Origin of the sequence: Phenylobacterium sp. CCH9-H3, assembly GCF_001557235.1 — a bacterium.
Lineage (GTDB): Bacteria > Pseudomonadota > Alphaproteobacteria > Caulobacterales > Caulobacteraceae > Phenylobacterium.
Window position 1 is genome coordinate 20,998 of sequence record NZ_LSJI01000210.1, and the last position, 20,898, is coordinate 41,895.

Below are 20,898 nucleotides of genomic sequence, written 5' to 3' on the forward strand. Positions count from 1 at the left end.
GAGGCGGAACGTCAGCGTGGCCGGATGGATGCCAAGGCTCAGCTCGCGAGCAACTGATCCAGCTTGCGGATGTCGACGATCTCGGAAGCCACGCCGCCTTCCAGCTTCATGACCTTGTTGCAGTAGAGCTTGAGCAGCGGCGCCTCGTGCGTGGCCAGCACGAGGATGCCGGCGCGCTCGACCAGCTTCAGCAGGCGCTTGTGGGCGATCTTCTGGAAGTCGGCGTCGCCGACCGCGATCCACTCGTCCATCAGCAGGACATCGCACTCGACAGCGGTCGCCGCGGCGAAGGCGAGGCGACCCTGCATGCCCGCCGAATAGGTCTTCACCGGCATCGACAGGAAGGGGCCAAGGCCGGTGAATTCGGCGATCTCGTCGAGCCGCGCGTCGATCTCCTTGGACGACAGGCCGCCGATCCGGCAGCGCAGGCGGATGTTCTCGTAGCCCGTGGCCGAAGGGTCGATGCCCAGGCTGAGGTCCAGCAGCGAGGCGATACGGCCGTGGACCTCGATCGATCCCTCGTCGGGCTCATAGGCGCCGGAGAGGGCCCGCAGCAGGGTCGTCTTGCCCGAGCCGTTGTGGCCGATCAGGCCCAGGCGATCCCCGGCCTTGAGCTCGAGGTTCACATCGGCCAGCGCAGTGACGTCGGTGACGCCGGCGTGACGACCGAGGGCGCCGCCCACGGCCACGGCGCGCGCCAGGGCTTTCTTCAGCGACTTGGCGTCGGCCCCGTAGACGGGGAACCGGATCGTCAGGTCGCGGCAGGTGATGGAGGCGCCGGTCACAGGTAGTGCACCAGCCGCCGGCGGGTGCGGGCGAAGATGGCGAAGGTGACCAGCCAGCCGACCACCGCCATGGCGACCAGCACCACATAGCTGGTCGTGTGGACCGCTTGGCCGAGCAGGGGCGCACGGACCGCCTGCAGCAGGTGGTAGAAGGGGTTCACGTCGAGAAACACCTGATGCTTGCCGAACCGGTCGGGCAGCCAGAAAACCGGCGTCATGAAGATGGCGAACTGCATGCCCGAGACCACGATCTGGGGGATGTCCCGGTAGCGGGCCGAGGCGATAGCGGCCAGCAGCGACATCCAGCTGACGTTCATCAGCATCAGCACGATGCCGATCAGGGCCACCGGCACGTCGGCCACCTTCCAGTAGCCGTAGTAGGCCAGCATGCCGACCACGATCACCAGGTGGTGGCCGAGGTTGATCAGGTTCCGGAGCACTGTGCGCCAGACGAACGTGAACATCGGCAGGCTGGTCTGGGAGAGCATGCCCGAGGCCAGGACAAACGTCTCGCAACCCTCGTTGATCGTGCCCGTCATCACACCGAAGAACACGATGCCCAGCGCCACATAGGGCAGGAACTCGTTCAGCGGCAGGTTGAAGAGGCTGGCGTAGAGAAAGCCGATGCCCAGGACCATCAGGCCCATGGACAGGGTGATCCAGAACGGCCCGAGCACGGAGCCCCGATAGCGCGAAGTGACGTCGTGCCAGGCCAGCGACCAGGACAGGCCCAGCCGGCGGAACGAGTTCGCCAGGTCGCGCGACGCCATCTGGAACTGGAACCGCGCGCCGCGCTGTCCGGTCCGCAGCATGTGGGTGGCGGTCTGCAATGGCCTCTCCCGAACGAAGGCGCGGAGGTATCAGCCGGGGTTTGACGGCGCAAGGACAGCGCCCGTCGCACGAGCTTTCCAGCCCGCGCGCTTCCGTGTTAGCCCGGCTCCGTGCCCCCCACCGTCACCATCCCGCCGATCGACAGACCCGCCCGCGACCCCGGCGGCCCCGCCTTTTCCCTGGAAGGCGCCGGCGTGTGGCTGGTCGTGCCCTGCTACAAGGTCACCGGCCACATCCTGCGGGTGATCCGCAAGACGCCGGCCTGGTTCGAAGGCATCGTCTGCGTGGACGACGCCTGCCCCGACAAGTCGGGCGACTTCATCGAGGCCAACAACACCGACCCGCGGGTCGTCGTCGTGCGGCTGCCCAAGAACCAGGGTGTCGGCGGCGCCGTGCTGGCGGGCTATGCCGAGGCGGCGAACCGCGGCGCGCGGGTCATGGTCAAGGTCGACGGCGACGACCAGATGGATCTTGGCTACGCGGCCCAGCTGGTGGCCCCCATCCTCCTCGGAGAGGCGGACTACGCCAAGGGCAACCGATTCACGTCCATCAGCCACCTGACGACCATGCCGACGGTGCGGGTGCTGGGGAACGCGGCGCTCAGTTTCGCCGCCAAGGTCTCGACCGGCTACTGGAACATCTTCGACCCGACGAACGGCTACACCGCGCTGGAAGCCAATGTGGCGCGGCTTGTCATGGAGAAGCGGGTCTCCCGCCGGTTCTTCTTCGAGACCGACCTGCTTTACCACCTGGGCACCCTGCGGGCCGTGGTGCGCGACGTGCCGATGCCGGCGCGCTACGCGGATGAAGTCTCGAACATCCGCATCCAGGCCATCGTCGGCCCCTTCGCGCTGAAGCACCTGCGCAATTTCGCCCAGCGGGTGCTGGGGCAGTATTTCGTCCGCGACTTCAACGCCGCCAGCGTGGAGCTGCTCTTCGGCCTGCTGTTCTCGCTGTTCGGGGTCGGCTACGCGCTGAGCTACATGGCCAATCGCGTCCCCGGTCAGGCCGCATCGGCCGGCGTGGTCATGCTGGCCGCCCTGCCGGTGATCCTGGGCGCCCAGTTCCTGCTCCAGGCCATGAACTACGACGTGCTCAACGTGCCGAACCGGCCGATCCACCCGTATCTCAACGTCCTGCGCGAGCTGGAGAGCGAGGAGACGTCGGCATGAGCCCCAAGGACATGGCGCTCTGCAGCGTCTTCGCCGTGGCGCTGCCGCTGGGCCAGATGCTGTTCAAGTGGGGCGCGGTCTACAACGAGCGCCTGTCGGGGCCCTTCCTGGCGCGGGTGATCGTCAACTACCCGCTGATGGGCGCCTTCGCCTGGTACGGCGTCACCGCGCTCCTGTGGTTCTACGTCCTGACCCGGGTGCCGCTGTCGCTCGCCTACGCCTTCTCGCTGATCGGCTCGTGCCTGGTCCCGCTGGCCGGGTGGCTGGTGTTCAAGGAGCAGGCGACCTGGACCATGGCCGCCGGCTACCTGCTGATGATCGCCGGCCTCTTCCTCGTGGTGCGCCCCGCATGAGCCGCGCCGCCGGTGGCTCGGGGGTCCTCGCGCGCTGGACGCTCCGGCTGGTGCTGCTGGGCGCCCTTCTGCTGATGCTGCGGCTGAACCTGCCGGGTCACCTGACGGTCGATTCGGTGCTGGCGCTGCACGAGGGCCGCTTCGGCGTGCGGACGACCTGGAACCCGGCCTTCTTCGGCTGGCTGCTGGGCGTCCTGGACCGCATCCGGCCTGGAACAGAGCTCGCCGTGGTCATGAGCGGGGTGTTGCTGTTCGGCGCCTGGGCGTTGCTGCCGGCCCTGCGGCCGCGGACCAGCTGGCTGGCCCCGATCCTGGCCTTGGCGCTCATCAGCCTGCCGCAGGCGATGATCTACCCCGGCATCGTCTGGAAGGACGTGCAGTTCGCCGTGGCGGCCGTGGCCGGTTTCACCTTGCTGGGCCTGGCCGTGCGCGATCCCGCGCGGCCGACGCCCTGGATCTGCCTGGTGCTCGCCGCCCTCCTGTTCGCCGCTGCCGGCCTGCTGCGCCAGAACGGCCTGATCCTGGCGCTGCCGGCGGCGCTGGCGATCGCCTGGGCCAGGTCGGGTTCGGGCGGCTGGCGGCGCAGCCTGCCGCTGGCGATGGGCTGGCTCGTGGCGGTGGCCGTGCTCACCTTCGTCCTCAGCGCCGTGGCTCAGCCGCAGGGCGCAGGCCGGCCCGACAGCGCCGGCGGCAAGGGCGTGCGCATCTTGCAGACCTACGACCTGGTGGCGGCGATCGCGCTCGATCCGACCCTGACGACGCCGCACCTGGATCGCGCCGCGCCCGCCGTGGCGCCTTATCTGCGCGCGCATGCCGCGCGGATCTACGCGCCCGAGCGCGTCGACACCATCGGTTGGGACCCCGCCCTGTCCGGCTTGCTCCGGAAGGTCCCTTCGGACGTCATCCAGCGTGAGTGGGTCGATCTCGTCACGGAGGACACCGGCGTCTACCTCCACGCCCGCGCCCTGGCCTTCCAGCAGGTGCTGGGAACGCCGGCGATCGACCGCTGCCTGCCGCTGTCGGTGGGGGCGGAGGGGCCTGCGCCGGCGATGGCCGCCCTGAAGATGCAGCCCCGGCGCAGCGCGGGCGACCAGAGGCTCTACAACTACGCCACCTGGTTTCTGGACACGCCCGCCATGTCGCACCTGACCTTCGCGGCCATCGCCCTGGCGGTCGGCGTCTTCCTGCTGGTGCGGCGCGACCCGGCGGACCTCGCCATCGCCGGCCTGCTGGCCGGGGCCCTGGGGTTCGCGGCCAGCTTCTTCGCGATCTCGATCGCCTGCGACTACCGCTATCTCTACCTGCTGGACCTGGCTGCGATCACCGGCCTGATCTACCTGGCCATCGACCCGCGCCTGCGTCGGCGCTGAGGAGTCATTCCTCGGCGAGCGCGGCGTCCAGCTCGACGTCGATGTCGTCCAGCAGGCTCTGGGCCGCCCGCCAGCCTTCCTCCAGACGCGCGATGTCGGCCCGGGCCTCGGCTTCGAACGCCCGCGCCACGTCGAGCCGCGCGCGCGCCTCCATCAGCTCGGCCCGCACCGCCGCCAGGTCGCGGGTGGTGGAGGAGATCAGGGCGCCCATGTCCCGGGCCCGTTCGGCCAGGCGGGCCGCCGCGCCGTCTAGAAAGCTCATCGGCGGATCGCCGCCCGCCGCCTTGGCTTCGAACCAGGCGAAGACATCGGCAGCGATCTCGCCCGCCCAGCCCAGGGACTTCAGGCCGTCGCTCACCGCGTTGTGGCGCAGGTCGGCGGTGAGGAAGCCGTCGACGGCCTTCGCCGACTTCGGCGTCAGATTCGGCAACGGCGCGCCGTGCGCGGCCTCGATCCGAGCCACCTCCGCGCGCCAGTCCGCCAGCAGCGCGTCGTAGCCCACGAAGGCGCGCGGCAAGTCGCGGGTGTAGGCCTCGGCCGCCAGCATGTAGGCGCTCCAGACCAGAACGGACTTTTCGTCCGCAAATCCGTCGCGCCGCCGTAGCGACCCGGCCACGGCCAGCGGATGCCGGACGGGGATGACGCAACGCGCCGCCACGCCCTTGGCGGACAACACCCGGCGCCACATGGGCAACAGCACCGTCGCGCGCGGGTCCTTCATCAAGGGCCACGTCGCCTTCGGAAACTCCTCGTCGAACAGGGCCGAGGCGGCGTCGAGCCAGGCCTCTTCCTGGTCGGGGTCCAGCGGACGGTAGGGATAGGCGAACGGATCGTCCCAGGCCGACCCCGCGGCGCGCAACCGCTCGTCGTTGAAGATCGCGATCTTCCAGGGCTCGAAGTAGCCCTTGGCGTTGTGCTCGTCCCCCGGCATCACATTGGCCGGCAGCTCGGCGCCGGCCAGCGCCAGGAGCTGGGTCACCGCCGAGGTGCCCGAACGATGCATGCCCAGCACCAGGTAGGCGGTGCGGGCGGCGCGCGGTCTGGCGGGCTGTCGGCTCATATCGAGGCGGTGGTACGGGGCAGGACGCCGCTGGGCAAGCGGTTGATCGCGACGGCGCTCCGGCCAAGGTTGAACGGCTCGCCCATCTGTTGCACACCAGCCCGCGCCGCCGCTCGCAGGAACTGGAACTCCATGGCCGTCACGGCCCAAGCCGACGAACGCCCGCCGTCCGCGGAAGCGCACCGGGTGATCTCGCCGGCGTTCGACCCCGACTTCTATCGGGCGATCTATACGGACCTGCCGGCCGATATGCCCCCCCTGTGGCACTACCGCATGGCCGGCTGGCAGGAGGGACGCGATCCGGCGCCCTGGTTCTCGGTCGAGGGCTATTTCGCAGCGAACCCCGACGTCGCGGCGGCGGGGATCGAGCCCTTCTCGCACTTCCTGGCCCATGGCCGGCACGAGGGCCGCGAGATCGCGCCGTCGCGGCATGCCGCGCGCTACTTCGGCCAGGTGGGCTGGGCGCCTGCGCCCTGGTCGCACGAGAGCTTCGCTGCTTCGGACAGCCCTCAGGCGGCCGGCCGCGGCCGACGTCGGGTCGCCGCGGTTCCGCTGACGCCGGAGCAGCACGCGGCGGTGGCGGCCGAGTTCGACGAGGCATTCTATCTGGCGCTCAATCCGGACGTGGCGACGGCGGGCATGGATCCGCTGGAGCACTTCATCCGCACCGGCTGGCTCGAAGACCGAGATCCCAACCCCCGCTTCTCGGTACGCGACTATCTGGAGGCCAACCCCGACGTCCTTGCGGCCAACCTCAATCCGTTCGCCCACTACCTAGTCGCCGGGCGCGCCGAGGGCCGCAGCCCGCGGCATGAACTGGGCTTCCGCTATGACGTCATCGCCCGGCTGAAGCCCGTGGAAGCGCGGATCGGCGAGGCGGCGACCGCCTCGGCCCGGCTGCGCGCCGACCCGCCCGTCCGCCTGGCCACGGCGCTCGCTCGGCTGCGCGACCTCCACATCACGCTCAGTCACGACAACTATGTGGAGCACTGGGGCGGGCTGCAGTTCTGCGTGCGCCGCGAGGCCGATGCGTTCGCCGCCAGGGGCGTGGACCATCTGCACCTCTATCCCGCCGCGCCCTGGCCGGCCGTCCGCGTGGCGGGCGAACCCGGCCCCCTGGGGGTGCTGCTGAACGGGCGGCGGCTGGGCGTCTTCGCGCCGGAAGCGGTGCGCGACGCCCTGGCGGCCGCGCCGGGCGGCGGCCGGCGCAGCTTCGCGGTCCACTCCCTGCTCGGTCACGAGGCCGACGCCACGGCGGATATCCTGAGCGCCGCCGGCCTGCGCGAGGGCTTCTTCTGGCTGCACGACTTCGCCAGCCTGTGCGTCGGGTTCCACCTGCTGCGCAACGACGTGGAGGATTGCGCCGCCCCGCCATCGACCAGCGCCGCCTGCGGGGTCTGCGCCTATGGCACCCAGCGGGCGCGGCACACCGAGGGCCACCGGAGGCTGTTCGAGCGGCTGTCCGTCACCGCCGTGGCGCCCTCGCAGACCACCCTGGACTTCTGGCGCGCGCATGGCGACCTGCCGGCCTGCGAGACCGTGGTGCTGCCCCACGCCCGGCTGGTGGAGCGCAAGTCGGCCCGCAAGCCGCCGGCTGGCCGGCCCTTCCGCCTGGCCTATCTGGGAATGCCCACGCCCTTGAAGGGCTGGCCCGTGTTCCGCGACCTGGCTCAGCGGTTCGAAGAGGATCCGCGCTACGCGTTCCTGCACCTGGGCGGCGCCCCCGACCCGTCCGCGCCGGCTGAGTTCCACCGGGTGGTGGTGACGGCCGAGCAGCCCCGCGCCATGCAGGAGACGCTGGAAGCGTTGCAACCCGACGCGGCACTGATCTGGCCCCTGTGCCGCGAGACCTTTTCGTTCACCGCCTACGAAGCCGCGGCCGCGGGCGCCGCCGTCCTGACCGGGCCCGACAGCGGCAACGTCGCCGCCTTCGCCGCCGACCCGGCCATCGGCCGCGTGCTGGCGGACGAGGCCGCGCTGGCCGCCGCCTTCGCGTCCGGGGACGTGCTGGCGCTGGGCCGCGGACCGCGGCGCGCGAAGCTGTACGACCTGGCCTACAGCGACATGACCGGGGAGCTTGTCTCGTGAAGCGGCTGCTGGCCGCCGCCGTGCCGATGCGCCTGCGTGGACGCCTGCGTCGGCTGCAGCCGGATCACGCCATCGCCGCGCGGGCCTTCGACGCGACCTTCTACCTGAAGACCTATCCGGACGTGGGCGAGGTGGGCGCAGATCCCCTCGACCACTTCATGACCTATGGCTGGCGCGAGGGGCGCGATCCCTCGCCCGACTTCTCCGTGAGCGCCTACCTCGAGGCGTTTCCGGAGGTGGCGGAGCAGGGCGCCAACCCCTTCGTTCACTGGATCACCAACGGCCGGCCTCGCGCCGTGCGGCCGGAGTCGCCGCAGGGCTTCCGCTACGACGTGATCGCGCGGCTGAAGCCGGTGGGGGATCGCGTCCCCACGGCGCGCGATGCGGCCGGGCCCAGGTCCGATCTGGCTGCGGCGCTGGCGGTCTCGCGTGGCGGGCTGGCCAGGCTGCACGTCACCTTCAGCCACGATGACTACAGCGCGAACCTGGGCGGGTTGCAGCTTTCCATCGGCCGGGAGGCGGCGCGGCTGGCGGAACAGGGGCGCGACCACCTGCACCTCTACCCGTCCCGCCCGTGGCCGGTGGTCCGCACCGCCGCCGACCCCGGCGTGCTGGGCGTGGTCTGGAACGGCGCGCCCGTGGGGCTGTTCGATCCTGCCGACATCGCCACCGCCCTGGCCGCGGCGGTCAGCGGGGACGAGGGGCGCAGTTTCGCCATCCACAGCCTGCTGGGCCACGCGGCCGACGAAACGGCCGACATCCTGGCGGCGGCCGGGCTGCGGCAGGGCGTGTTCTGGCTGCACGACTTCGCCAGCCTCTGCGCCGGCTTCCACCTTCTGCGCGACGACGTGCAGGACTGCGCCGCGCCGCCACCCGGCAGCGCCGCCTGCAACATCTGCGTCTATGGCCCCTGGCGGGAACGGCACCTGTCCGAGCATGCGCGGCTGTTCGAGCGGCTGAGTCTGACGGTCGCCGCGCCGTCCCAGGCGACGCTGGATCTGTGGCAGGCGTCGACGACGCTCCCTGCCGCGCGTACGGTCGTTCTGCCGCACGCAACGCTCGTTGAGCGGGGGCGGGCGCCCGCCACCCCCTCCGATCGGCCGCTGAGAGTGGCCTATGCCGGCCTGCCGGTGGGACACAAGGGCTGGCCCCTGTTCCAGGGGCTGGCGCGGCGGTTCGCCGACGACCCGCGATACGACTTCCACCACCTGGGCGCCCGGGGCGACGCCAGCCTGCCGGCGACGTTCCGCCCGGTGAGCGCCGGCGCCGACCGCCCGCTGGCCATGCGCGACGCCCTGGAGGTCGCCGAAATCGACGCCGTGCTGGTCTGGCCCCTCTGCCGGGAGACCTTTTCGTTCGTGGCCTACGAGGCGGTTGCGGCCGGCTGCGCTGTCGTCACCGGTCCCGACAGCGGCAACGTCGCCGCGTTCGTGAGCGAGACGGGGCACGGCCGCGTGCTGGAAGAGACCGCCTTGGCGGCGGCCTTCGAAAGCGGGTCCATTCTGGATCTCGCCCGCGCGCGCCGCGGCCCGATGCTCTATGACCTGCGCTACAGCGCGCTCACCCTCGACCTCGCTGCCACGGCAAGCGCATGAAGATCCTCTGCTATTCCAGTTTCACCTTCTCGTACCTGAACCGCGCCCGGGTGCTGTTCCAGACGTTGCGCCAGCACCATCCTGACTGGGAGCTGGCGGCCCTGATCACCGACCGTCCGCCCGAGGGCTTCGCCTTCGATCCGGCGGCCGAGCCGTTCGATCGGCTGGTCTGGGCCGAGGACCTCGGCATCCCCGACTTCCAGAGCTGGCTATTCAAGCACGACGTGGTCGAGGTCTGCACCGCGGTGAAGGGGCCGTTCATCCACCAGGCCTGCGGCTGGGGCTTCGACGCGGTGATCTACATGGATCCGGACACGGCGGCCCTCGGGACGCTGCAGCCGCTGGAGGCGTGGTTGGGCCAGCACGACATCCTGCTGACGCCCCACCTGATCGACCCCAACGACGACCACGCGGCGATCCTCGACAACGACCTGTCGGCGTCGCGCACCGGAATCTTCAACCTGGGCTTCGTGGCGATCCGCACGACGGGCGAGGGCGCCCGCTTCGCCAAGTGGTGGAACGACCGGCTGCTATCCTATTGCTACGACGACATGCCCAACGGGCTCTTCGTCGACCAGCGTTGGTGCGACCACGTCCCGGCGCTGTTCGACAGCGTGAAGGTGATCCGCGACCCCGGCTACAACGTGGCTAGCTGGAATCTCTCGACCCGCACCGTGGCGGTGGAGAAGGACGGACGCATCACCGTCAACGGCGCGCCGCTGCGCTTCTGGCACTTCACCAAGCTTGGCGCGATCGGCGATGCGATGACCAAGCGCTACGCCGGGACGAACTTCCCGGTCTACGAGATCTGGGCCTGGTACAAGCGCCTGGTGACCGCTGCCACCGACCCCTCGATTCCGGACCGCTGGTGGGCGTTCGGCGCCTATGACGACGGCCGGCCCATCGCCAAGAGCGAGCGCGTGCTCTATCGCGAGCGCGCCGACCTGCAGGCGGCCTTCCCCAACCCCTTCGCCTCCGGGCGCGGCAGCTTCCAAGAATGGCTCGAACACGAAGGCGCGTGACGCCGGCGAACGCCGCGTCCGGAGCCGCTCCCGCCACCCAGGCCGCCCCCGGGGCGATGCTCGACAAGGCCCGCGCCGTGACGGCGAAGGTGGCCCGGCTCAGCCGCGACTTCGCGGGCGCCCACAAGCTGGCGCAGGAGGCCCAGGTCCGCGAGGCGCTGGCCCGCACCGAGCTGGCGTTGGCGCTGACCGAATCGCTCGCCGCGCGCGCCGAGCTGGAGGCGCGGCTGCGCGACCAGGCGGTGGCGGCGTTCCAGGCGCGGGGCAGAGGCCGCCTGCGGCGCCACAACCGCCTGAGCCAAATGCTGGACCGGGTGCTGGCCCGCCTGGGCTGGCCCGGCCAGGCGCTGGTGATCGCCCGCAGCGGGGTGTGGCACGGCACGGGGCGGCCGTTGCACGACCTGCGCCACATGGCGGCCTACGCGCGGCGCGGGGCCGACCCGGGCATCATCCCGCGGGCGCCGCTGGAGCAGGCCTGGTACCTCGCGAGCAACCCGGACTTGGCGCGCCTGCGCATGTCGCCGCTGGCGCACTATCTCGTGCGCGGCGGTCGCGAAGGCCGCGATCCCGCACCGCTGTTCCATGCGGGCTGGTACGGCCGGGAGAATGCGGCGGAGCTGGCGGCCACCAGCGTGACGCCGCTCGAGCACTACGTCCGGGTCGGCGCGGCCCGGGGCCTGTCGCCCCATCCGGCGTTCGACACGGCCCACTATCTCGCCCAAGCGCCCGTGCTGGAGCCGGGAGACGCACCGCTGTCCCACTACCTGCGGGACGGCTGGCGCTCAGGGCTCAGCCCGCATCCGCTGTTCGATCCGGCCTGGTATATGGAGCGCGCGCCCGACGCGGCGGGCCAGCCGGCGCTGGTCCACTACCTGTCGAAAGGCTGGAAGGCGGGCCTCGCGCCGCACCCGCTGTTCGATCCCCGGTGGTACCTCGACCAGCACCCCAATGTCGCAGACGCCGGCGTGGAGCCTCTGACCCACTTCCTGGCGCACGGCGGATTTGAAGGGACGAGCCCCAGCCCCTGGTTCGACCTGCCCGCCTACGTCGAGGCGCGGGGCCCGGATCTGCCGGCGGGCGTGCATCCGCTCATCGACTACCTGCGCGGCGGCGCCTGGGCGGTGGCGGAGGCGCGGCCGGGGTTTCCCACCGCCGCCTATGTGGCGACGCGGCCGGCGCTGGTCCGGCGCGGGATCACCCCGCTGGAGCACTGGGCGCGGCGGGGCGGTCGCTGAACGCTTCGTCCAAGCCCAGCGCCACGAGCTGTCGCCGGACCTCGTCGTAATACTCGGGCACGTAGTGAAACGGGCTCGGCCCCCACCGGTGGGCGGAGTCGGCCAGGCGGAAGGCGCCCGCATCGATCTTCGCCAGGGGCAGCAAAGAGGCGAATGCGTCTTCCTGGCGTTCGAGGACCGCGTTGTAGTCGGCGATGACCGCGCGCTGTCCGCCGATGATCTCGACGTGGTCGATCGGTTCGATCCGGCCGTCCGGCAGACGCTGGCGCTCGGCCCAGCGGGCGCTATGGAGGATGAGCCGGGCCCGGGCGAGGGGCGTGGCGCGGACCACGGCGGCGAATTCGACGGCGGCCGCGCGCCAAAGCCTTTCGCATCCGTCGGACAGGCGCGAGATCGTCCTGACCCTCTCCAGCGCCGGCTGCGTCCGATAGCCGCTACGCACCATTTCGCCGCTGTTGGCGACCAGCGACGAGCCGACGGACAGCAGGTCGAAGCGCTCGTCTATGAAGTCGAAGATGATGTGCGTGGGCCGGTACGCCATGAGGGCGGAAAGCGCCGTCTTCCGCACATCGGCCACCAGGGCGTTGTGCTCGTTCCGGTGAAGGTCCCCCGGCAGGTCTTCCGCGGGGCGAAAGCCCTCGACCGGCGCGGACAGCAGGCCCGGCAGGCTGGTCCGGGAAATATACAGCAGAGCTTCCACGCCCCCGCCACGGATTGGCCACAGGTCGCGCGTTATGCAGCTGCCGACGATGGCGATCCGCGGCATCGGGGCTCCTGGCGTCAAGGGTCCGTCCGCGGTTCTTAGCATGGCCGGGCGAAAGTGGGCGGCATTGACAAGGCGGGACCGCCTGCGCATCTACGCGCGCTTCCGGCGCCCTGCTGCGGCAGTGGGCGCGAACGCGCAATCTTCACGAGCGTTCACCATTTTCGACGCGGTTTGTTGTATCAGGCCGTAGGGTCTCACGGGACGGCTTAGGCGACATGAAATTCCTCACGTTCCTCACGGACCTGCCTGACAACGTGCTCGGGCGTGCGCTGCGCGAGGGCTACAAGCCCGCCGCGGTGGCCTTCGGGTTCAGCCTGGTGTCGAACCTGCTGTACCTGGCCCTGCCGCTCTACACCTACCAGGTCTATGGCCGCGTGATGGTCAGCCAGAACCAGGCGACGCTCTGGATGCTGACCCTGGTGACGCTGTTCGTCTTCTTCATCTCCGGCGCCATCGACGACCTGCGCGCCCGCATCCTCATCAACTATGGCGTGGCCCTGGACCAGCGGGTTTCCGGCCGGGTGTTCACCAGCCTGTTCGACGCCGCCGTCCGCGGCAACTGGAGCGCCCGGGCCCAGGCCCTGCGCGACCTGGACCAGTTCCGTCAGGCCCTGACCGGCGTGGCCGCTGCGGCCTTCATGGACGTGCCCTGGATGCCGGTGTTCATGATCGTGCTGTTCATCATCGACCCGCTGGTGGGCGTGGTGACTGTCATCGGCGCGGCCGTGCTGCTCGGCCTCGCCGTGGCCCAGGCCCGGGCCACGCAGTCGGCGCTGAAGGAGGCGAACGACGCGGCGCTGAAGAGCTATGGCTTCACGGACGCAGCGTTGCGCAACGGCGAGGTCGTCCGCGCCATGGGCATGCTTCCGACCATCGGCCAGGCCTGGGCTCGTCACCGCGCGGTGACGATCGAGCGCGGGGCCGCGGCGGCCGAGGCCTCCAACTTCTATACCGACATCATCAAGGCCGTTCGCATGGGCATCCAGGTGCTCGTGATCGCCATCGGCGCCTACCTGATCCTCAAGGGCGAGATCCACTCGGGCATGCTGTTCGCCAATATGATCCTGGCGAGCCGGGCCCTGCAGCCGATCGAGAAGATCGTGGGGTCCTGGGATCCGTTGAACAACATGTACCGGGCCTATGAACGGCTCAACACCCTCCTGGCCAGCGCCGAACCGCCGGCGATCTCCACGGCCTTGCCGCGGCCGCTCGGCAAACTGTCGGCGGAGGGGGTCAACTTCGCCCCCGTGGGCGCCCAGCGTCTGGTGCTGACCAACGTCAACTTCTCGCTCGATCCGAACGAGGTGCTCGGCGTCATCGGGCCGTCCGGCGCGGGCAAGTCCACGCTCGCCCGCCTCCTCGTGGGGATCTGGAAGCCGATGAACGGGGTCGTGCGGCTGGACGGCGCCGACGTGTTCACCTGGGATCGCGCCGACTTCGGCAAATACGTCGGCTACCTGCCCCAGGACACCGAGCTGTTCGGTGGCAGCGTGCGCAACAACATCGCCCGCTTCCGTGACGACGTCACCGACGAGGAGGTCGTCGCAGCCGCCCAGCTTGCCGGCGTGCACGAGCTGATCCTTCGCATGCCCAAGGGCTACGACACCGACGTGGGCGAGGGGGGCGTCGTGCTCTCCGCCGGCCAGCGGCAGCGGGTCGGCCTGGCGCGCACCGTTCTCGGCAATCCGGCCTTCGTGGTCCTGGACGAACCGAACGCAAATCTCGACGCCGAGGGCGAGGAGGCGCTGATGCGGGCCATCGACGCCATGAAGGCCAACGGCGCCACGGTCGTGATCATCTCGCACAAGCCGGGCGTCTTCCGCGCGGCCGACAAGATGCTGGTCCTGCGCGAGGGCCGCGTCGAGCTGTTCGGGCCGCGCGACCAGGTCATGGCCCGGCTGGTCAAGCCCGCGCAGCCGCCCGAGGTCCGCGCGGTGGAGGCGGGTCGATGAAGCTGGATCTGACGCCGGTTCGCCGCGACTACGTCGCGCCCACGTTCGGGAGCGATGAGCGCGAACAGATGCCCGCGGAGCTGCAGCAGCGGCTGCGGCGGCCCATGGTGGTTGGCGCGGGCGTGATCGGCGCCTTCGTGCTGGGCCTTGGCCTCTGGGCCTCGGTGAGCCAGCTCAGCACCGGGATCACGGCTCCGGCCGAGGTGCGTGCGGACGCCATGCGCAAGACCCTGCGCCACAAGGAGGTCGGGGTCGTGAAGCAGATCCTGGTCGCCGAGGGGCAGCATGTGCGGGCCGGGCAACCCCTGTTGCTGTTCAACGATGTGGAAGCCCGCGCCGCGGTGACGGTCTACCAGAACCAGTACGACACCCTGCTCGCCCAGAACGCGCGCTTCATGGCCGAGGCGATGGGCAAAACGGCGCTGGAGATGCCGGGGGAGCTGACCACCCGAATGTCGGACCCGGCCGTGGCGACGCTGGTCCGCGACCAGCAGTTCCTGTTCACGACCCGTCAGCAGCTGTTCCAGAGCCAGTCCGCGGTCCTGATGCAGCGAGTCGAGCAGCAGCAGACCCAGGTGCTGGGCCAGCAGGCTCAACTGGAGTCGATCAACGAGCAGCAGCGGCTTACCGAGGAGGAGCTGGCGGGCTACCGCAAGCTCAACGAGCAGGGCTTCGCGCCGAAGACCCTGATCCTCCGCTATGAGCGGACCCTCGCGGAACTGGCGGGCCGCAAGGGCCAGCTGATGTCCGAGATCGCCCGCCTGCGGCAGCAGATCGGCGAGACCCGGCTGCAGCTGGCGTCGATCCGGGACGAGCGCGAGACGCAGGCGGCGGAAGGGCTGCGGGACAGCCAGACCAAGCTGGCCGACATCATCCCGCGCCTGACCACGGCGCGCCAGACCCTGGCCGCGACCGTGGTTCGCTCGCCGGTCGACGGCTACGTCTTCAACCTGACCCAGTTCACCGTCGGCGGCGTGGTCGGCAGCGGCGAGCCGATGATGGACGTCGTGCCGTCGGGCACGCCGCTCACCGTGACCGCGATGATCAAGCCCGAGGACGTGGACGAGGTCCGCAAGGGCATGAAGGCGAAGGTCAAGCTGACGGGCCTGAACCAGAGGTTCAACGATTCGCTCGACGCCACGGTGGACGTCGTCTCGGCGGACCGCATGACCAACGAGAAGACGGGGGCGGCCTTCTACCGGGTCGATCTGCGCATCGCGCCGAGCGAGCTCAAGAAGCTGAAGAAGGGCGTCCAGATGACCCCCGGCATGCCAGCCCAAGCCCTGATCGTGACGGGCGAGCGCTCGGTCATGGGCTTCCTGATTTCGCCGATTACGGACACCCTGGAGGACGCGTTCCGCGAGGAGTAGCGGCGCCTGCGCAACACCCGCTGACCCTATGTTCCGGCGGGCTTTTTGAGGTTGCGTAATGGGCAGGGTTCCGATACGTCTGCCCTCGGGCTCGTCTAACCTGCGCCGCAGCCATGCTATGGCGTTTGGGGTATTGGACCGCTGGGACTGCTCCGTCGGGGACGGGGGTCAAGCGTTTCAGGGGTCCGTGTGACACAGACTGGAGAGACTAATGGCGACTTATTTCTTTGAGACTATCACGGACGCGCAGGCTGCGACCTTCGACGCGACCGCCGACAACCTGGTCTTCGGCCAGACCGGCGAGCGTGCGAATATCACGAGCGTCATCTACAACGCGGCGACGGCCACGGCGGGCGCCTCGATCACGCTGATCTCGGGCCTGACCGGCAAGACCGTGACCTTCGACGCCGCGGACTTCGCGGGCGAAACCCCGATCTTCCCGGACAGCTCGGTTCTGTTCGTGGGCGACACCAACAACAACACCAACACCGGCTCCGACGCTGGTGACGGCCTCTACGGCGGTTCGGGCAACGACACGCTCTCGGGCGGCATCAGCGCCGACCTGCTCCAGGGCAACCAGGGCAACGACTCGCTGAACGGCGGTTCGGGCGCCGACACGATGTACGGCGGCCAAGGCAACGACACCATCGACGGTGACGTGGGCGTCAACTTCGCTCAGGGTAACTCGGGCGATGACGTGATCAGCGTCGCCGCGACGGCGGGCGCCTCCAGCCTCTACGGCGGCAAGGGCAACGACTCGATCACGGGCGGCTCGGGCGCCGACTTCCTCAACGGGAACTCGGGCAACGACACGATCGAGAGCGGCGCCGGCGCCGACCGCGTGCTGGGTGAAGGTGGCAGCGACACCATCACGTCTTCGGGCGGCAACGACACCATCGACGGCGGTGACGACAGCGACAACATCACGGTCAGCGGCGCGACCACGGTCGTGTCGGTGCTCGGCGGTGAAGGCGACGACGTCGTCAACATCGCGGGCGGCGGCTACGTCCACGGCAACGCGGGCGCCGACACCCTCGACGCCGCGGGCGCCGTGGCGGTCACGATCCTCGGTGGCGCCGGCAACGACAGCATCACCGGCGACGGTGGCGCGACGTCGGGCGTCGTCCTGAACGGCAACCTCGGCAACGACACCATTCTCGCTGGTGCGGGCAATGACGAGCTGCTGGGCGAGTCGGGCAACGACACGATGAATGGCGCGGCCGGCAACGACACGCTCTCGGGCGGCGTCGGCACCGACACCATCGAGTCGGGCGCTGGCAACGACACCGTCTTCGGTGGCGACGGCAACGACGTCATCACGAACGCCAGCGGCGACGACGGCATCGACGCCGGCGCCGGTGACGACAGCGTGACCGGTGGCGCCGACATCGACAGCATCGTTCTCGGCGACGGCAACGATACGGGCATCGGTGCGGCGGGCAACGACGTCCTGCAGGGCGGCGCTGGCAACGACTCGCTGAACGGCGGCGACAACAATGACTCGCTGAACGGCGGTGAAGGCAACGACACCATCGACACCGGCACGGGCACCGACCAAGTCGACGCCGCTGGCGGCAACGACAGCGTGGTTGGCGGCGCGGGTAACAGCACCATCCTCGGCGGTGACGGCAACGACACCATCGACGCGGGTACGGGCACCGACAAGCTTACGGGCGGCAACGGCAACGACGTGTTCACGTTCGACGCGGGCGACTCCGGCACCACGGCCGGCACGCTCGACCAGATCCTCGACTGGGAAGCGACCGACGCGCTGAACTACGCCACGGCCGGCACCGCCGGTAACTACGTGGAAGCCGGCACGGCGTCGGACTACGCGACGGCTCTGGCCAACGCCACGACCTTCTTCACGGGTTCGGCGGGCACCGAGTACTACGTGGTCCAAGTGGGCACGGACGTTGTCATCTTCTCCGACAACGCCACGAACGCCCCGGTCGACGCGGTGGTCCTGGTGGGCCGTACGCTGGACGACGTTTCCTTCGCGAACATCGTCTAAGCGATACGCAGATCTCGATCTGGAAGGGCCGCCCCTCGGGGCGGCCCTTTTTCTTTGCGTCGGCCCCATGCCACGCTAAGACGCGCAACCCATGGCGAACGCGGCGATCTACTTCCACACCGACGGCTACGACACCTCGGGGAAGCGCCTCCTGGGACGACTCTCCGCAGGCGAGAGCTTCCTGCGCGGGTTCCTCCGCCACGCCGAGGTCGACCGCTTCCATCTCTGGAATGTCGGCGGGCGCCCCACCGAAGAGCTGGACGCGCTGATCGCGCGGGTCGAGCCGCCCGCCCGGCCTGTGCGCTGGATCCCCCAGCGGAACCGCCACGACCTCATCGATCCTGGGGTGCTCTACATTCCGGCGCCCGACCTACCCGCCGAAGCCTGGTTGCGCCACATGGTGGGCGTCCGCTACGCCCTCTGCGGGGTCACGCACACCACCGCGACACGCGTGGTCATGAAGATCGTCGGCGACATGCTCGTCGCGCCCGTGGACGGGCACGACGCCCTGATCTGCACGTCCAACGCCGTGCGGGCGGCGGTCGACGCGCAGCTGGGCATGATGCGCGACTATCTCGGGCGCGAGTACGGCGCCCGCCGGCGCGCCGAACCGCAACGGGTGACGATCCCGCTCGGCGTCAACGCCTCCGACTTCCAGGTTTCGGACGAGCATCGCCAGGCCTGGCGCGAGCGGCTGGGCATTCCCTCTGACGCGATCGTCGCGCTCTATGTCGGGCGCTTCAACATCAAGGCCAAGATGAACCCGGCCCTGATGGCCATGGCGCTGGAACGCGCCGCGATCGCCGCCGGGCGGCCCATCCACTGGGTGAACTCGGGCTGGGCCGAAACGGACGCCGCCGGGGAGATCTTTCACCGGGAAACGGCCAAGCTCTGTCCCTCGGTGATCTACCATCAGGTCGACGGCCGGCAGGTCGACGTTCGTTTCACGATCTGGTCGGTCGCCGACTTCTTCATCAGTTTCTCCGACAACATCCAGGAGACCTTCGGCCTGACCCCGGTCGAGGCCATGGCCGCGGGCCTTCCCTCGGTCGTCAGCGACTGGGACGGATACAAGGACACCGTGCGGGACGGCGTCGACGGCTTCCGGATCCCGACCCTCGCGCCGCGGCCCAACATGGGTGGGGACCTAAGCTATCTCTATGCCAACGCCTGGCTGGCCTACGACAACTATGTCGGCGCCGTCGCCCAGTTCACGGCGATCGACCTTCGCGCCGCCGAAGCCGCGATCGTGGCGCTGGTGAACGACGCGGACCTTCGCCGGCGGATGGGCGAGCAGGCGCAGACGCGCGCCCGGGAGGTCTTCGACTGGTCGGCCATCATTCCACAGTATCAGGCGCTCTGGGCGGAGCAGGCTGCGCGCCTGGCCGGTGTCGCGGAACCGGCCCAGACCCGGGTCAATCCCTATGCGCCGGACCCCTTCACCCTGTTCGCCAGCTATCCGTCGCGCCACCTCGGGCACGGCGACCTCGTCACCCTCCGCCCCGGCATGAGCGAGGGCGCGGCGGCCGCGCGCTTCGGCTCGGCCCTGGCGAACTACAGCCGCGTCAACCCGCCGAGGCCGGAGGAACTGTCCGCGGTGATCGCCCACCTGGCGGCCCACGGCGCCACGCCCGTGGCCATCCTGCGCGACCTCTTCCCGCCGCCGCGCCGCAACTTCGTGGAGCGGGCGCTGGCGTGGCTCGCGCGCCACGACGTCGTGGAGATCACACCCCGCGGCTGACAGCGCGGCCGACGCCGGAAACGCAAGCGGCCGGGAAGCGGAATCAAGGGATCCGCGACCCGGCCAAAGCGACACAGCCATGGAGAGCTTGGCTGACCTCGAAGACCTAGCGCAAAGCTTGGACGCCGGGAAGCATGCGACGGATCACGAGTGGTTCAACTGGAAGCCCACGGGCCGATGGGTTCCGCCAGCGCCTTGGCCAGGTCGGCGATGACCCCGGCCCAGTCCCCCGGCGCCCGCTGCCTTATGAAGCGCATCGACGGATACCAGGGCGTGCGGTCGTCCTTCCAGTTCGCGTACCAATCCACCGCCGGCCGCGACATCAGCACCAGGCAGGGCGCTCCGAGCGAGCCGGCGAGGTGGGCGACAGAGGTATCGACACTGACCACCCGCTCGAGGCCGGCGATCAGCGCGGCCGTATCCGCAAAACCCTTGGCTCCTGTGATCTCGGGCTCGAGCGGGGCGAAGGTTCCAAGCCCCCGGATGGCCCGAGCGATCACAGGGTTTGGCACCCGTCGTGGATTGGGATTGCGATCGCCGCCCTGCAACATCAACCCCACGCCCTGGCGCCGCGTCGGCTGTGGGGGCGGCGCGATCAGTGTCGGCGCTGGCGCATCGTCGGGACCGGCTCCGAGCCAGCGGGGCACCGATCCCATGGACGCCCAGACGTCCGCGGTCTCGCCATCGAGGTTCGGCGGATTGAAGACCTCCGCCGGCAGTTGGCTCAGCAGTCCGACCAGGGGCCGGGCCACGGCGAGGCGCACTTCCGCCGCCTGTTGCGCCAACAACGGGATGAAGCGCGAGAACAGGATCTGGTCTCCGAGGCCCTGTTCGGCCACCACCAGGATTCGCTTGCCGCGCAGGGATTCCCCGCGCCACTCGGTGAGCGGCGCGGTCGGTCGGTACAGCAGCTCGTGCCGTGCTTCGTAAAAGGCCCACCCCTCTGCGTACTTGCCGAGCTGCAGCAAGGTCATGCCCAGGGTGTGCCGTGACTGAGCGTGGGTCGGGTCGATCGCGAGGGACTCCCGCAGGACGGCCTCGGCCTCGTCCAGGCGTCCGGTGATCCGCAGGATCACGCCCAGGTTGCCCAGCACCCACACCGGGTTCCAGGCGATAACTTGGCGGTAGCAGGCCTCCGCTTCCTCAAGCCGGCCCGCCTTCTGGTGGGCTACGCCCTCGTTGAAGATCGACTCCATGCGGGCAGTCCTAAGGTCACGCTCGCGGGGTGTCACGTGGTCAGAGGCGCAGTTCCACCCTGCGGCTCTCCGCGACCTTGCCGCCTCGCCAGACCTTGCATTCGGCCACGTAGACCCCCCGCGCCCATCCGCCGGGCGGACGGCGCTTGCCCACGTAGGTCATGTCCTGGGCGCGCCAGCGCTGCATGGGCTGTCCGCGGGTGCGGGCGAGGCTGACCCCGTCCGGCCCCCTCAGGTCGACCTCCACCGCATCGCCGGGCAGGAGCGCGATCGCGCGGAAATAGGCGACCATCAGCGGGGCGTCGGCGGTGACCGGACTCAGCCCGCTCGCCTCCAGCTGATCCATGG

16 protein-coding genes and 1 pseudogene are annotated in these 20,898 nt (G+C 69.9%); 11 read left to right on the plus strand and 6 right to left on the minus strand.

Going from position 1 to position 20,898, the window contains the following annotated elements; translation table 11 throughout:
* Positions 1–38 precede the first annotated feature (38 nt).
* Together AX721_RS18570 and AX721_RS18575 are read right to left on the minus strand one after the other, a co-directional pair.
* Entirely contained in the window at positions 39–785 is a 747-nt protein-coding gene (locus AX721_RS18570) for an ABC transporter ATP-binding protein (protein WP_068877467.1), read from the minus strand.
* Entirely contained in the window at positions 782–1,615 is an 834-nt protein-coding gene (locus AX721_RS18575; RefSeq protein ID WP_068877468.1) for an ABC transporter permease, read from the minus strand. The genes AX721_RS18570 and AX721_RS18575 overlap by 4 nt, the downstream gene beginning before the upstream one ends.
* 111 nt (positions 1,616–1,726) lie before the next feature.
* Here AX721_RS18575 and AX721_RS18580 point away from each other — a divergent pair, with 111 nt between their 5' ends.
* From AX721_RS18580 to AX721_RS18590, 3 genes are read left to right on the plus strand one after another with little or no spacing between them, the layout of a single operon-like run.
* Positions 1,727–2,788 carry a glycosyltransferase family 2 protein gene (locus AX721_RS18580; RefSeq protein ID WP_231733362.1) on the plus strand — a complete coding sequence of 354 codons (1,062 nt, stop codon included), beginning with the start codon at positions 1,727–1,729 and terminating at the stop codon, positions 2,786–2,788.
* Positions 2,785–3,141, plus strand: coding sequence for an EamA family transporter (locus AX721_RS18585; protein WP_068877470.1), 357 nt, complete (start codon positions 2,785–2,787; stop codon positions 3,139–3,141). The genes AX721_RS18580 and AX721_RS18585 overlap by 4 nt, the downstream gene beginning before the upstream one ends.
* Positions 3,138–4,511 (plus strand): hypothetical protein, encoded by a 1,374-nt coding sequence (locus AX721_RS18590; RefSeq protein ID WP_068877471.1) that lies wholly within the window; start codon positions 3,138–3,140, stop codon positions 4,509–4,511. Before AX721_RS18585 ends, AX721_RS18590 begins: the two co-directional genes overlap by 4 nt.
* Positions 4,512–4,515: 4 nt before the next feature.
* Here AX721_RS18590 and AX721_RS18595 read toward each other — a convergent pair whose 3' ends face one another.
* Positions 4,516–5,571, minus strand: coding sequence for a sulfotransferase family protein (locus tag AX721_RS18595; RefSeq protein ID WP_068877472.1), 1,056 nt, complete (start codon positions 5,569–5,571; stop codon positions 4,516–4,518).
* 132 nt (positions 5,572–5,703) lie between these two features.
* Here AX721_RS18595 and AX721_RS18600 point away from each other — a divergent pair, with 132 nt between their 5' ends.
* The 4 genes from AX721_RS18600 to AX721_RS18615 are packed head-to-tail and all read left to right on the plus strand — an operon-like array spanning position 5,704 to position 11,511.
* A complete protein-coding gene (locus AX721_RS18600; protein ID WP_068877473.1) occupies positions 5,704–7,659 on the plus strand; it encodes a hypothetical protein in 1,956 nt (651 codons plus the stop codon).
* Positions 7,656–9,254, plus strand: coding sequence for a hypothetical protein (locus tag AX721_RS18605; protein ID WP_068877474.1), 1,599 nt, complete (start codon positions 7,656–7,658; stop codon positions 9,252–9,254). The genes AX721_RS18600 and AX721_RS18605 overlap by 4 nt, the downstream gene beginning before the upstream one ends.
* The gene (locus AX721_RS18610) at positions 9,251–10,276 is read left to right on the plus strand and encodes a hypothetical protein (RefSeq protein WP_068877475.1); all 1,026 of its coding nucleotides are present in this window, start codon (positions 9,251–9,253) and stop codon (positions 10,274–10,276) included. The genes AX721_RS18605 and AX721_RS18610 overlap by 4 nt, the downstream gene beginning before the upstream one ends.
* Positions 10,273–11,511 (plus strand): hypothetical protein, encoded by a 1,239-nt coding sequence (locus tag AX721_RS18615; protein WP_156467250.1) that lies wholly within the window; start codon positions 10,273–10,275, stop codon positions 11,509–11,511. Before AX721_RS18610 ends, AX721_RS18615 begins: the two co-directional genes overlap by 4 nt.
* On the opposite strand, the gene AX721_RS18620 is transcribed toward AX721_RS18615, so the two are convergent.
* Positions 11,471–12,277 (minus strand): DUF6270 domain-containing protein, encoded by an 807-nt coding sequence (locus AX721_RS18620; protein WP_068877477.1) that lies wholly within the window; start codon positions 12,275–12,277, stop codon positions 11,471–11,473. The two genes, AX721_RS18615 and AX721_RS18620, sit on opposite strands and share 41 nt — an antisense overlap.
* Before the next feature lie 215 nt (positions 12,278–12,492).
* Here AX721_RS18620 and AX721_RS18625 point away from each other — a divergent pair, with 215 nt between their 5' ends.
* The 4 genes from AX721_RS18625 (at position 12,493) to AX721_RS18640 (ending at position 19,354) form a co-directional block, all read left to right on the plus strand.
* Positions 12,493–14,229 carry a type I secretion system permease/ATPase gene (locus AX721_RS18625; protein ID WP_068877478.1) on the plus strand — a complete coding sequence of 579 codons (1,737 nt, stop codon included), beginning with the start codon at positions 12,493–12,495 and terminating at the stop codon, positions 14,227–14,229.
* A complete protein-coding gene (locus AX721_RS18630) occupies positions 14,226–15,599 on the plus strand; it encodes an HlyD family type I secretion periplasmic adaptor subunit (RefSeq protein WP_231733363.1) in 1,374 nt (457 codons plus the stop codon). The genes AX721_RS18625 and AX721_RS18630 overlap by 4 nt, the downstream gene beginning before the upstream one ends.
* Positions 15,600–15,810: 211 nt before the next feature.
* Positions 15,811–17,613 (plus strand): calcium-binding protein, encoded by a 1,803-nt coding sequence (locus tag AX721_RS18635; protein WP_068877479.1) that lies wholly within the window; start codon positions 15,811–15,813, stop codon positions 17,611–17,613.
* 91 nt (positions 17,614–17,704) lie between these two features.
* Complete coding sequence (locus tag AX721_RS18640) at positions 17,705–19,354, plus strand: glycosyltransferase family 4 protein (protein ID WP_068877480.1); 1,650 nt, start codon at positions 17,705–17,707, stop codon at positions 19,352–19,354.
* 155 nt (positions 19,355–19,509) lie between these two features.
* Here AX721_RS18640 and AX721_RS18645 read toward each other — a convergent pair whose 3' ends face one another.
* Positions 19,510–20,550, minus strand: coding sequence for a tetratricopeptide repeat protein (locus tag AX721_RS18645; protein WP_068877481.1), 1,041 nt, complete (start codon positions 20,548–20,550; stop codon positions 19,510–19,512).
* 40 nt (positions 20,551–20,590) lie between these two features.
* Positions 20,591–20,898: pseudogene (locus AX721_RS28065) on the minus strand (M23 family peptidase); the annotation flags it as partial.